This is a genomic window from Acinetobacter sp. WC-141 (assembly GCF_000313935.1).
GTDB lineage: Bacteria > Pseudomonadota > Gammaproteobacteria > Pseudomonadales > Moraxellaceae > Acinetobacter.
This window is the reverse complement of the sequence record NZ_AMSS01000066.1, coordinates 45,455-59,098: the sequence shown is the minus strand read 5'-3', so window position 1 is coordinate 59,098 and position 13,644 is coordinate 45,455. Positions and strand designations below refer to the sequence as shown.

Here is a 13,644-nt window from a genome sequence, read left to right as displayed (position 1 = left end):
AAAAGCCGGCAATGCCGGCTCTAGTTAAAACCTTTCTTAACGCAATTTTAAAGTCATTAGACCTAAAACTACTAATATAATTGTAATAATCCAAAAACGGATCACAACTTGGGTTTCTTTCCAGCCCTGCTTTTCATAGTGATGATGCAACGGCGCCATTAAGAACACGCGTTTATTGCGCATCCGTAGCGATCCAATTTGCAGGAATACTGATACTGCCTCCATTACAAACACACCACCCATAATCGCAAATACGATTTCTTGGCGTACCATAACAGCAATTGTTCCCAGCATCGCACCTAAAGCTAACGCGCCAACATCACCCATAAAGATTTGAGCAGGATGTGCGTTATACCAAAGAAATGCCAAACCTGCACCAATCATGGCAGAACAGATCACAACAAGCTCAGAGGTATATTTCACATATGGAATATGCAAATAGTTAGCAAAACGAATGTCACCTGACAAGTAAGCAAATACACCTAGACCAGTGGCCACCATTACAACCGGCATGATTGCTAAACCATCTAAACCATCAGTTAAGTTAACCGCGTTAGAGGCACCATTAATGACCAGATAAGTAAATACAATAAAAGCCAAGCCTAACGGAACAATTGAGAGTGGAATTGAAAGATTCTTAAAGAATGGAATCAATAAATCCAGCATGTTTGCCGTGTAAGCTTCATTAGATTGTTGGGTCGCAATTAAATATAAAGCAATACCGGCACCAAGTGATGCAACAGAGGTCCAGAAAAACTTCTTACGGGCAGGTAAACCTGCATTGTCTTTATAGCGAATTTTAATCCAGTCATCGGCCCAGCCCACGGCACCGAACACGACCATTACACCAAGCACAATCCAGACATAAGGGTTAGATAAATCCGCCCAAAGTAAAGTACTAATACCAATTGAAAGCAGAATTAAAATCCCGCCCATGGTTGGTGTACCCATCTTTTTAGCATGATTCTCAGGAGCAAATGAACTTACTGCCTGACCGTACTTTAACGCTTGTAATTTACGAATCATGATCGGTCCGAGGACCAAACCAATGGTCAGTGAAGTTAATACACTGAGTAAAGAACGTAATGTTAAATAACGAACGACCTGAAACGAACTGTGATAGCCCGCAAGTTGTTCAAACAACCATAACAGCATTTAAAGTTTCTCCATCAAATCAGCCATCAACGTTTCCATATGTGTAAAGCGAGAACCTTTAAACAGGAAACTCATGGACTGTGGTTGATGTGTTTGGATTAGATTGATTAGAAATGGAAGCGCCTCAGCTTGTGTCTGAAATGCTTTCACTTTATTGGAATGAGAGTCTGCACCCTCGAGAGCGGCTGAAGCAAACTGCCCAACTGCAATAATATGATCTAAAGGAAGCCCGGCAAGATCACGGCCTAAATCGTGATGTTCTTGCCAACTGCTATCTCCCAACTCACCAATATCACCCATGACCATCACTTTTATGCCTTGTTGCTGCAACAATACTTGTGCAGCAGCGCGCATAGAACTTGGATTGGCGTTGTAAGTATCATCAATAAATAAGTAAGGAGATTTTTGAATAAAGTTCAGACGCCCTTTAGCACCCTGAGCTTGCTCTAAGCCTTGAACAATATCTTCAAGCCCAATCCCAAGCGCTAAGGCAAAGGCTACAGCCGCAGTTGCATTTTGAACATTATGCTCACCGGCAAAAGGGAGCTTAACTGCACTGCTGCCTTGAGGCGTATGTAGAATAAAATTTGTTGATTGAGGCAATAATTCAATATCTGTTGCATACACATCGCCACCTACACCAAATGTAGAAATACGATGCGCTTTTGCAGCTTCAAGAATCTCAGCAGTGAAGTCATCTTGTTGCGGAACGATTGCAACGCCATCTGGCAAAATATGACGATAAATTTCCGATTTAGCGCGGCAAATACCTTCACGCCCGCCAAACTCACCTAAATGAGCAGTCCCAATATTCAAAATGCCTGCAACATGCGGCTGAACTAATTTAGAAGTATAGTCAATTTCACCTTGATGGCTTGCACCCAATTCCATCACCGCATATTGATGTTCCTTGCGAAGCTCTAGCAACATCATGGGTACACCAAGGTCATTATTTAAATTACCACGAGTGATTAATGTCGGAGCTAAGCGCGATAATATACTTCCCAACATTTCTTTAGTTGTGGTTTTACCGCTACTGCCTGTTAAAGCAATCACTTTTAACTGTGTGTTTTGCTCACGACGATAAGCGCCGAGTTGCCCCAAAGCCAAGCGAGTGTCGGCAACAACCAACTGTGCAATATCGACATCTAAAGGGCGTTCAACAATTGCGATTTGACAACCATTCGCTGCAACCTGAGCTACAAAGTTGTGTGCATCAAAACGTTCACCCTTAAGTGCTAAAAAGGCATCCCCAGTTTCTGCATGACGTGAATCCGTCAAAATACGTTTAATTTCAGTTTGAGGGATTTGGTCTTTATGCCAATAGCCCTGCGTTGCCTGTTGTAATTGTTGAGCTGTCCACGGTTCCAAAGGCACGGTACTGGTGGTTGAAGTATGCATAAATAATCCTATTGTGCAGGGTAAGCAGCATCTACGGTATGGTGCTGTGCAGCAATTGCTGATTGTACTTCGACAGCATCATCAAACCAGTGGCGCACACCATTAATTTCTTGATAATTTTCATGGCCTTTACCAGCAATAACCACAATATCACCAGCTTGAGCTTGCTGTGCAACAAACTTAATTGCTTCACGGCGATCATGAATTTCCTGCATGCGATGTCCAGAGAAATCAATTCCTTGCTTCATATCAGCAAAAATTTGTTCGGGATCTTCAGTTCTTGGATTATCTGAAGTCAGAATAATCGGATTCGCCCCATCCAAAGCTGCTTGAGTCATGAGTGGACGTTTACCACGGTCACGGTCCCCACCACATCCGAATACTGCCCAAAGCTGATTAGAAACATGTCGTTTTAAAGTTTTGAGCACCTGAATCAACGCATCAGGTGTATGTGCATAATCTACAACAAATAAACGCTCACCATCACGAATAACCTGCATTCGTCCTGGCGCACCAATAAGCTTAGGAACAAAAGTAACTAAAGCTTCTAAATCAAAACCTGCTTGCTCAGCAGCAATAAGTGCTGCAATCAGGTTTTCAACATTGAAATGCCCCAATAATGGACTTTGAACAGCAAAAGAACCTTGCGGGCTGACTAAATTAAAAGTCGCCCCTGCCAAACTGTAACTTAGATCACTAATATAATAATCAGCCGTATTTTGAGTAAGCGAATACGTCAGAATCTTTGGCTGAGCAGAATTTTGTTTTGCTGCATTTATCATTAGCGCAGCATGTTCGTCATCAAGATTAATAACAGCTACTTTTAGAGAGTTGAAACGGAATAAAAGCGCCTTTGCTTCTGCGTATGCCTCTAAAGTGCCATGATAATCAAGATGATCACGGCTCAAATTACTATAAACAGCAATTTCAATCGCACAACCATTTAAACGACCTTGCTCTAAGCCATGTGAGCTTGCTTCCAAAGAAGCAAAAGTTGCACCTTGTTTAGCATAATCATGTAATGCATTTTGTAGTTGTAAAGCATCGAGCGTAGTATGAGTTGATGGCGTTAAGTCAGGCAAAATACCATTACCTGTTGTGCCCATCACGGCACAGCGCTGTTGTTGTGAACTAATTAATTCAGCAACTAAACGTGAAATCGTCGTTTTACCGTTTGTGCCTGTTACTGCAACAAGACGTGCTGGTGTAACAGGATCTATATGTTGTAAATAACGCTCTTGCCATTCGCCCATGCGCTGACGTACATCAGGGCATACCCATTCATTTGCAACACCTAATTCGGTTTCGCTAATAATAGCCAACGCTCCATTTGCTAAAGCTGCTTCAGCAAATGTACGCGTTTTTTCAGGCTGGCTATAACTTGTCAAAGCAATAAAGATTTGGCCTGACTCAACCTTACGGTTGTCTAAACTAAAGCCCTGAAAAGGCTGTTTAGACCACTGTGCATCAATCTCGGCTGGATTGAGTTCTTGAAAAGAAACAGACATAGCTTACCTGCGAATAGGATTTACTGAAGTATCAAGGGGCTTATCAAGCGGCACATTCATTAAACGCAATGATTCTTGCATAATGCGTGCAAAAACAGGGGCAGCAACCAAACCACCGTAATAACGGCCTTGCGGATTTTCAACCACGACAATAACAGCTAAACGCGGGTCACTAATTGGAGCTACACCAGCAAATAAAGCACGGTATTCATTATTTGAATAACCCTTGCGGTCTGCACGAAGTTTATGAGCTGTACCTGTTTTACCACCCACACGATAACCTGGGATATTAGCTTGCTTTGCAGTACCGCCAGGCATCGTAACCTGCTCTAGCATGAGTAAAACTTGATCGGCAATTTTTGGAGCAAGAACTTGCTCACCTTTAGGTGGCTGATCTAACTTATGTAGACTTAAAGGCATCTTCTGTCCATGGTTTGCAAGCATTGCATAGCCTTGCGCTAACTGAAGAATAGTCGCGTTTAAGCCATAACCATAAGCCATGGTACCAATTTGGGAAGAGTTTAATTTACTTACCGGAAGCACTAAACCTGAGCTTTCGCCTGGAAATTTCACAGCCGAACGTTTACCAAAACCGGCACGATTAAAGAAGCTCGGCAGTGTTTCTTTCGGCAGTGACAATGCAATTTTTGCAGAACCCACGTTTGAAGACTTAATAATCACGCCACTTACAGTTAAAGCACCATAATTATGGGTATCACGAATCGTATGCCAACCTAAACGCATTGAGCCTGGGGAAGTATTTACAATTGTATTAGGCGTATATTGACCAGTTTCTAATGCAGAAGAAATTGTAAATGGCTTCATGGTTGAACCCGGCTCGAACATATCAATCGCACCGCGGTTACGCATGGCATCTTTATTAGATAGCCCGTTTTTATCATTCGGGTTATATGACGGCCAACTGGTCATTGCCAAAATTTCACCTGTTTTAACATCAACAGCAATTGCTGTTGCCGAGCGGGCATTATTTGCAACACCAGCTGCGGTCAGCTCTCGATACATAATGTATTGCAAACGAGAGTCGATACTTAAAGTGATATTTTCCCCTGGTTCACCCTCACGAATAACCTCTGAAACTTTTAAGCGGTTCCCGCGCTTATCACGAATAATTTTTTGCTCACCATCCACACCCGACAGCTGTTTATTGAGCTGCATTTCCAAACCTTCAATCCCTTGGCCTTCACTGTTGGTTAAACCAATAATCTGGGCATTTGGCTGTGGTTGAGGATAATAACGTTTATATGTTTTTTCGGCATATACCCCTTGAAAGTTACCTTTCATAATGAGGTCAGCCTGTTGCGGTGGGATTTCTTTTTTCAGAACCAAATATCGAGAACGCGGGCGCGCATTCATCTGTTTTTTTAGATCGGCACGATCTAAACCAACGACATCCGCCAACTCATCAAGATTTAAGTTTTTATCGGGTAATTGTCTTTTTAATTTACGATTATTCGGATCTTTCTTTAATTCCGCTGTAATTTGGTCATATAAGTGCTTGGTATCGAAATAATCACGTGGATCCATTACGATTTTCATGATGGGTGTACTAATAGCCAAAGGTACACCATGGCGATCACTAATCACGCCACGCATGGCTTCTATACGCTCAGTACGCAAAATATTGGCATTGGCCTTGTTTTGTAAAAAATCTTTATTAATTACTTGTACATAAAATGCACGTGCAATTAAAACAACAAAACAGAGCAACACTACTGCCCAGAGCAGATAAAACCGCCACATATCAAAGGCAAGAGTTGGTTTTTCCGAAATAGACTGCTGTTTTTTCCGTGTTTGTTTTGTTCGCTTATCTACCATACAGCAAGGCCTTACTTATTTTGCTCTGAGGTCATTGGTAAAGAAATTACCACCGTTTCTGCAGCCGGTGGCGAAAACATCCGTAGCTGAGTTACAGCACGCGTACCAATCTGTGCCGTTGCACCAAAGGTTTGTTGCTCAATAAGCAAACGCCCCCATTCAGCATTGAGATCATCTCGTTCACGCATATAAGAGCTAAGCTCTCTATAATCATGACGATATTCAAATACTTGAAATACCACCATCATGGCACTTATAAAAACAAGCGCCACCAATACTGTATACACCACAACTTTTTTCACCACTTTGTTTTCTGTGGTTGCGATTTCATCACTGCTTTTCATTACGCGCCTTTTTCTTCCAAGCGTTCAGCAACCCGAAGCCATGCACTACGTGACCGAGGGTTCGCTTTTACTTCTTCTTCGCTCGCACGAACCCGTGAAATTTTCTTCAATCTTCTCGTATCTACCCGCTGCTCAGGCATTCCCCAACCAAAATCTTCTGCTAAGGTAGATTCTTTTTGAATAAACTGCTTAATCAGTCGGTCTTCAAGAGAATGGAAACTAATAACAGACAAACGTCCTTCTGGTTTGAGTAAGTCTACAGCTTGCGGCAAAAATACTTCAATATCTTCGAGCTCTTTATTAATAGCAATTCGAATAGCCTGAAATGTACGTGTCGCTGGATGTTTATGTTTTTCCCATTTTGGATGAGCTGTTTTAACAATTTCCGCCAATTGAGCGGTTGTATCTAGTTTTCCAGCGTTTTTAATGGCTTTAGCAATACGTCGACTATAACGCTCTTCACCATATTGATAAATAATATTTGCTAATTGTTCTTCTTCAATTTCAAGTAACCACTCAGCTGCAGTTAAACCCTTAGAATTATCCATTCGCATGTCCAACGGACCATCTTGCATGAAACTAAACCCACGCTCTGCCTGATCAAGTTGAGGAGATGACACCCCTAGATCGGCCATAATGCCATCAACACTCATTACGCCAATTTCCTGCATCTTCTCTTTAATATCAGCAAAACTGGCATGAATGATGGTAAATCTTGGATCTTCTTGTGCCAAAGCAGCAGCAACTTCCAATGCTTGAGGATCTTTATCAAATGCATACACTCGTGCATTTTCATCAAGTTTAGAGAGCAATAAACGTGTATGCCCACCTCGTCCGAAGGTTGCATCGATATACACCCCTGTTGTGCGATCTGCCAATAAGCTCTCAACGGTCTCAAAAAGTAAGACAGAAATATGCGACATAGGTGTTAAATCATTGCGTAAAAATGTAACTGCACATTATCACCTTGTTTATGACCAACGCCAAACGGCTTTTTGTAGGAAAATATTAATTTTTCATAGATAAAACCGTTTTGTTAGCATTTTTTAAGCAAAAAAAGAAAGCAAGCTCACTTTTTTAAGTTTGCTTGCTTTCTTTATGAATATTTACCTTTTAAGTTTTCTTTTTTGACTCGTGTTTTTAAATCATTTTATTTACTGCTTACCATCATAAATTTGATCAAAGACAGCCCCATTAGCAAAGTGAGTTTTTTGGGCTTTAGCCCAGCCGCCAAAAACATCATTAATGGTGAATAATTTAATTTTTGGGAATTGTGCTGCATATTTAGCGGCCACTTGAGCATTACGTGGTCGGAAATAATGTTTAGCAGCCAGCTCTTGCCCTAAGGGTGAATATAAAAAGTTCAAATAACCTTTTGCTAAAGTTCGGTTCCCATCTTTATCTACGGTTTTATCTACAATCGCGACGGATGGCTCTGCCAAAATTGAAATTGAGGGATAAACGATTTCATATTTATCTTTATCAAGCCCTTTAGTTGCCAATAAAGCTTCGTTTTCCCATGATAATAAAACGTCACCAATTCCACGCTCAGCAAATGTTGTTAATGAACCGCGTGCTCCCGAATCAAGCACTTTTACATTGTGATAAAGCTTTTTAACTAACTCACGAGCTTTAGCATCATTGCCGCCCGGTTGTTTTAAGGCATAACCCCATGCAGACAAATAAATCCAACGCGGTGCACCCCCTGTTTTAGGATTAGGGGTGATAATTTCCACACCTGGTTTGGTTAAGTCATTCCAGTCACGTATATTTTTCGGATTACCCTTTCGCACGAGAAATACTACAGTCGAAGTATAAGGCGCAGAATTATTTGGAAATTCTTTTTGCCAATTCGGTTGGATAAAACCTGCTTTCACAATCTCATCAATATCATTTGCTAACGCTAAAGTTACAACATCGGCTTCTAGACCCGTAGCTACTGCCCGAGCTTGTTTACCAGAGCCACCATGCGACTGTTTAAATTCAACATCCTGTCCTGTACGCTGCTTCCAGAACTTACCAAAAGCCTGATTATATTCTTGATAAAATTCTCGGGTAGGATCATAAGAAACATTTAAAAAAGAAGTAGCGGCCTGAGCTGCTGTTGCCATTCCCAAGTACACAGCTACAGCCATTATTGATATTTTTTTCATTTACAAAATCCATCATTGGTTTTAGTTTTACTATATTTTTAATTTTATAATTTACAATCAATTACTTATATTAATATATTTTTTATTAATCTCTTTAAAAGATATAGATTAAGATGTCTAAGTTATTTCATTTTTGAAAAATTTTGTAATTATTCTTACAACTTAATGAGAGCATTCACTTTATCTACACATTAATTTGTTAAATAATGAAGCGTAAAGGATACATATGGTCTACATTTGCGTCGACCAGATTAAAATATAGGTAAATTTTGTAAAAAGTGTGACACAGTTCCACTTTTTTATTAAGATTTATGTTTAAATCGTAGCATTACCGTAATTTTACATTTTGTTAAACTCAAAAAAAAGATGAAATGTAATGAACAGAGGGGATGATTAATAATGAAAATTCATTATGGAAAAGCGTTAAGCTTAAGTTTGGTGCTAGGTTTTGCATCACAATTTTCTGCAGCAGCAGTACTTAAAGATACTCCAAACAAAACTGGATCAGATAAGCAGACTTCGCTTATTGAAAAAGCTTTAGATCAGCAGAAACGTAATCCTATTGTATTACCTTCTACAGATGATGAGCTTAAAGTACTCAATACTATTCGTGTTACACCAACTCAAAATTTTCTTGCCGCTCAGCATGAGCGTTTTTCACGTTTTGTTCAGGCAATCTTTCAGCCGCATGCTTCTTAAAACCTGAAACATCCCCTCTTCGTTTCAGTTTTAGCCCAGTCTGATGTTAAATAAAACGTCAGAATACTGGGCTTTTTCGTTATAATAGTTTCAATTTTTATTTTGACCCATTACCTATGAAAGTTCGTACTCGTATTGCACCTTCCCCTACCGGTTTTCCTCATGTCGGCACTGCCTACATCGCTTTATTCAACATGTGTTTTGCGAAACAACATGGCGGAGAATTCATTTTAAGGATTGAAGATACAGACCAGCTTCGCTCTACACCAGAATCTGAAAAAATGATTTTAGATTCATTGCGTTGGTTAGGTCTAAATTGGTCGGAAGGTCCAGATGTAGGTGGCCCTCATGCACCGTATCGCCAATCTGAACGTATGGGAATTTATAAGCAATACGCATTAGAACTTGTTGAAAAAGGTCATGCTTTTTACTGTTTCGCTACAGCCGAAGAACTAGACCAGATGCGTGCAGAACAACAAGCACGTGGTGAAACACCAAAATATGACGGTCGTGGATTGAAGCTTTCTCAAGAAGAAGTAGCACGTCGCTTAGAAGCTGGTGAACCCCACGTCATCCGTATGAAAGTACCTGAAGAAGGTATTTGCAAATTTAATGACCTATTACGCGGGGAAGTTGAAATTCCTTGGGCACAAGTCGACATGCAAGTTCTTCTTAAAAATGATGGGTTACCGACTTATCATTTAGCGAATGTGGTTGATGACCATTTAATGGAAATCACTCATGTATTACGTGGTGAAGAATGGCTTCCATCGGCACCGAAGCATCAGTTGCTTTACCAATATTTTGGTTGGGAAATGCCAACACTCTGCCATATGCCATTGTTGCGTAACCCAGATAAATCAAAATTATCTAAACGTAAGAACCCGACATCAATTAACTACTACCGCGATATCGGCGTTTTACCAGAAGCCTTATTAAACTATTTAGGCCGTATGGGCTGGTCAATGCCAGATGAGCGTGAAGTGTTTACGCTACAAGACATGATGGATAGCTTTGATATTCAACGTGTATCACTAGGTGGCCCAATTTTTGATGTTGAAAAACTGAATTGGTTAAATGGTCAATGGATCAAAGGATTAACCCCTGGCCAATTATTAGACCGTTTATTAACATGGAAGAGTGACCGCAGCACTTTAGAAGATATTGCAGCTGCCATTCAACCACGTATTAATTTACTTTCAGAAGCCGTGAATTGGGCTGGTTTCTATTTTAACCATATGCCACAAATTACCGCGGAAATGTTTGAAAGTAAAAAATTGACTCAAGAGCAAGTCCGTCAAAGTTTACAATTTGCAATTTGGCGTCTTGAAGGCCAGTTTACTTGGAATAATGACACTGTGAGCCAAACTCTAATGGATCTTGCGAACCAGATGGAGATTAAATTACGCGATTTCATGCCAGCGTTCTTTATCGCAATTGCGGGTTCAACCAGCTCAACCCCTGTAATGCAGTCAATGGTCACCCTTGGACCTGATTTAACTTTTGCTCGTTTACGCCGCGCCTTAGAAATTGTTGGTGGACCAAGCAAGAAAGAAGTTAAAAATTGGGAAAAACTCAATGAGAGCTTAAAATTGCCGAAAAATGAAGCAACTAGCGAAGCTTAATTCACTTTTTTGTTGACGTGTGAGCGCATTCACCCTAATATTGCGCTCACACAAACTGGGGTCATAGCTCAGTTGGTAGAGCGCTACAATGGCATTGTAGAGGTCAGCGGTTCGATCCCGCTTGACTCCACCACGCTCCTTTGTGTTTGCCTCATCAAGTCCCTATCGTCTAGAGGCCTAGGACATCGCCCTTTCACGGCGGTAACCGGGGTTCGAATCCCCGTAGGGACGCCATATTCTGCTTTAAAAATTATTAAAAGACTCTATCGTCACCTTACTGTTTATTCTTTATCTCTTTCTAGATTGCACATTTGTCTATTTTATCTAAAATAGCGTCTTTCTTAATTCTCTCAATGTGTAATATGCAGCCATCTGACAATCAACTAGATGCTCATCAGCATCAGAACAGTACTGCACCTTTAAAAAGAGCCATGAGCACTCGCCATCTTGTTATGCTATCACTAGGCGGAGCAATCGGAACTGGCTTATTTTTAGGTTCAGGGGAAGTCATTTCACAAACTGGAGCTATTGGCGCAATTATTGCGTATATTCTTGGTGGCGCGATCGCTTATATGGTCATGCTTTGCCTAGGAGAGCTTGCTGTACACATGCCTGTCTCAGGTTCTTTTGGTGCCTATGCAAAAAAATATATCAGCCCTAGTACAGGCTATATGATTTCTTGGATGTACTGGCTAACCTGGACTGCAACGCTTGGAACTGAATTCACAGCCGCAGCATTACTCATGCAGGAATGGTTCCCACATATTTCAATGTGGATATGGACAATTGTTTTTGCAATCACTATTTTTGGCTTAAATATTAGTTCAACTCGCATTTTTGCTGAGTCTGAATTTTGGCTAGCTCTTGTTAAAGTCATTACCGTTATTGCTTTTATTGTGCTTGGCCTATTAGCAATTTTTGGTTTAATCCCTTTTCATGGCAGCCAAACTGCACCGCTATTTAGCAATCTTACCGCTCAAGGCTGGTTCCCACATGGTTTAATTCCTATTTTTACCACCATGCTGATTGTTAACTTTGCTTTCTCAGGCACTGAATTAATTGGTGTAGCAGCAGGTGAAACCAAAGATCCAGCTCAGAATGTACCCAAAGCAATTAATGCCGCGATTTGGCGTCTTCTTATTTTCTTTGTGGGTACCATTATTGTTATTAGCGCTTTGCTTCCCTTCCAGCTTGCAGGTTTAGGCGGTGAAAGCGTAAGTAGCAGTCCATTTGTTACTGTATTTAATTATATTGGCATTCCATATGCGGATGACATTATTCGGTTTGTAATTATTACGGCTTTACTTTCAGCAGCAAACTCAGGACTTTACGCCGCTTCACGTATGATGTGGTCATTGTCAGAGCAAAAATTATTACCTAGTGTATTTGCTACGCTTTCAAAAAGTGGAACACCGATTGTTGCTCTAGTGGTAACAATGTTTGGAGCAATTCCAGGCTTGTTATCAGAGCAATTTGCACCAGAGACTATTTTTAAAAATCTGCTTGGCGTTGCAGCATTTACCATGGTTATTGTCTGGATGAGCATTTGTTTAAGCCAATTTAATTTCCGTCGCCAATGGTACAAATCTGGCCATACAGTTAAAGACTTACAATATGCAGCTCCTTTATTTCCTATTGTGCCGATTTTAGGTTTCGTTTTCTGTTTTATTACTTGTTTAAGTATGGCAGCAGACCCTGAAATGCGCGCTGGTTTTATAGGCTGTCTTATTTTTACAGCTTTATGTTATGTCAGCTATTTTATTTTTTATCGCAACAAGGCTTAAATCTCTTGGTGTGAAATCAAAGTGTAGCAAAAAGCTACACTTTTTTTTGTCTACATACTGGTTTTATATAACGTACCGTTGTAGATTAAAATTTATATTAAAAACAATTCCTTGTATAGAATGAAAATTATATTTATCCACGGGATGAATCAACAGAATTACACAGCGCATCGCTTGAAAGAGCATTGGTTAAAAGTATTTAAGCTCGGTCTAAAACAGATGCCTTGCAAAATTAATGTGCGCGATCTTCATATTCATATGCCATTTTATGGCGATCTGATGACTAAATATCAGTTAAGCAATCAACTAGACCTTAACACTTTATTACCTAAATCATTTTTAAATAATTATTTACCCATTCACTTCCATCATAATAATCCTCCCACTAAAGAACACACGCCATTTGTCCCATTATTACCCCTAGCAACCGACCCAGCTGAAAAAAGCTTTTCAGAACGACTTTATCTCACTTCTCAGCTCGTAAAAGATCGGGTACTCAAAGAGTTAGTTGTTCTTTTAAATAACTTCCCTAAATTGCATGAAAGCTTGATACAGCAGTTTTTGATTGAAACTTATATGTACTTATCTAACCCTGAATTTATGCAAGAAGTGAATGAACGGATTTTAAAGAAAATGCGAGAAGAGGAAGATTATATTGTCGTTGCACACTCTCTCGGTTCAGTGATTGCTTTTAACCTATTTTCAAACCCCTCACATCGTTTTTCAATTAAAAGGTTTATAACTTTAGCTTCTCCTTTATCTTTTCGGGTTATTCAAAGTAAGCTGCCCAGTCCTATTGTCAGGCCACCATGTATTCACGGTGAATGGTTTAATTTTTACTCTCAAGATGATTTTTTGACTGCATTTCCATTATGTGAAGCTCCATTTAACTTTGATCCCCCTATTATTAATCAGAAAATTTTCACCTTCGCCAATCAGCCACACGAGATTTTAGGATACTTACAACATCCCTCCGTTATAAAGGCAATTATTGAGCCTTTCCAAGAAAAATGAGGGATAAATGTATATATTTTCTACAATATGAGTTATTTTTAAGCACTTGACTGTTTTTTTTAATATTTCTTCAGAAAACTATTTGACACTTTTATTAAATCGCCCTAATATACGCCCACCTCTGA

Annotated in this window: 10 protein-coding genes, 2 tRNA genes and 1 pseudogene; 6 read left to right on the top strand and 7 right to left on the bottom strand. The window is 40.0% G+C overall.

From position 1 onward, the window contains the following. Nucleotides 1–36: 36 nt before the first annotated feature. The 7 genes from mraY to ACINWC141_RS13345 all read right to left on the bottom strand — a co-directional run bounded on the left by mraY (nt 37) and on the right by ACINWC141_RS13345 (nt 8,397). On the bottom strand, nt 37–1,155 hold the full coding sequence (gene mraY / locus ACINWC141_RS13375) for a phospho-N-acetylmuramoyl-pentapeptide-transferase (RefSeq protein ID WP_009391943.1): 1,119 nt from the start codon (nt 1,153–1,155) through the stop codon (nt 37–39). Beyond that, complete coding sequence (locus ACINWC141_RS13370) at nt 1,156–2,556, bottom strand: UDP-N-acetylmuramoyl-tripeptide--D-alanyl-D-alanine ligase (protein WP_009392021.1); 1,401 nt, start codon at nt 2,554–2,556, stop codon at nt 1,156–1,158. A gap of 8 nt (nt 2,557–2,564) precedes the next feature. Continuing rightward, a complete protein-coding gene (locus ACINWC141_RS13365; protein WP_009391973.1) occupies nt 2,565–4,064 on the bottom strand; it encodes a UDP-N-acetylmuramoyl-L-alanyl-D-glutamate--2,6-diaminopimelate ligase in 1,500 nt (499 codons plus the stop codon). Between the two features lie 3 nt (nt 4,065–4,067). Next, on the bottom strand, nt 4,068–5,900 hold the full coding sequence (gene ftsI / locus ACINWC141_RS13360; RefSeq protein WP_009391985.1) for a penicillin-binding protein PBP3: 1,833 nt from the start codon (nt 5,898–5,900) through the stop codon (nt 4,068–4,070). Between the two features lie 11 nt (nt 5,901–5,911). Next, nucleotides 5,912–6,244, bottom strand: coding sequence for a cell division protein FtsL (ftsL, locus tag ACINWC141_RS13355; RefSeq protein WP_004789835.1), 333 nt, complete (start codon nt 6,242–6,244; stop codon nt 5,912–5,914). Continuing rightward, nucleotides 6,244–7,167: a 16S rRNA (cytosine(1402)-N(4))-methyltransferase RsmH gene (gene rsmH, locus ACINWC141_RS13350; protein WP_009392067.1), complete on the bottom strand. Its 924-nt coding sequence runs from the start codon at nt 7,165–7,167 to the stop codon at nt 6,244–6,246. Before rsmH ends, ftsL begins: the two co-directional genes overlap by 1 nt. Nucleotides 7,168–7,398: 231 nt before the next feature. Beyond that, nucleotides 7,399–8,397, bottom strand: coding sequence for a sulfate ABC transporter substrate-binding protein (locus ACINWC141_RS13345; RefSeq protein WP_009392049.1), 999 nt, complete (start codon nt 8,395–8,397; stop codon nt 7,399–7,401). A gap of 399 nt (nt 8,398–8,796) precedes the next feature. On the opposite strand from ACINWC141_RS13345, the gene ACINWC141_RS13340 reads away from it, so the two are divergent. From ACINWC141_RS13340 to ACINWC141_RS13315, 6 genes and pseudogenes are all read left to right on the top strand, one after another. Continuing rightward, nucleotides 8,797–9,096, top strand: coding sequence for a hypothetical protein (locus ACINWC141_RS13340; protein ID WP_009392034.1), 300 nt, complete (start codon nt 8,797–8,799; stop codon nt 9,094–9,096). A 116-nt stretch (nt 9,097–9,212) separates the two neighbouring features. Then, complete coding sequence (gltX, locus tag ACINWC141_RS13335; protein WP_009392019.1) at nt 9,213–10,721, top strand: glutamate--tRNA ligase; 1,509 nt, start codon at nt 9,213–9,215, stop codon at nt 10,719–10,721. 57 nt (nt 10,722–10,778) lie between these two features. After that, a tRNA-Ala gene (locus ACINWC141_RS13330) sits at nt 10,779–10,854 on the top strand. Nucleotides 10,855–10,879: 25 nt separating this feature from the next. Beyond that, nucleotides 10,880–10,955, top strand: a tRNA-Glu gene (locus ACINWC141_RS13325). A gap of 128 nt (nt 10,956–11,083) precedes the next feature. Next, nucleotides 11,084–12,505, top strand: a complete 1,422-nt coding sequence (locus ACINWC141_RS13320) for an amino acid permease (RefSeq protein WP_009392011.1) — start codon at nt 11,084–11,086, stop codon at nt 12,503–12,505. A gap of 120 nt (nt 12,506–12,625) precedes the next feature. Further along, nucleotides 12,626–13,526, top strand: a pseudogene (locus tag ACINWC141_RS13315) (hypothetical protein). Nucleotides 13,527–13,644: the final 118 nt, after the last annotated feature.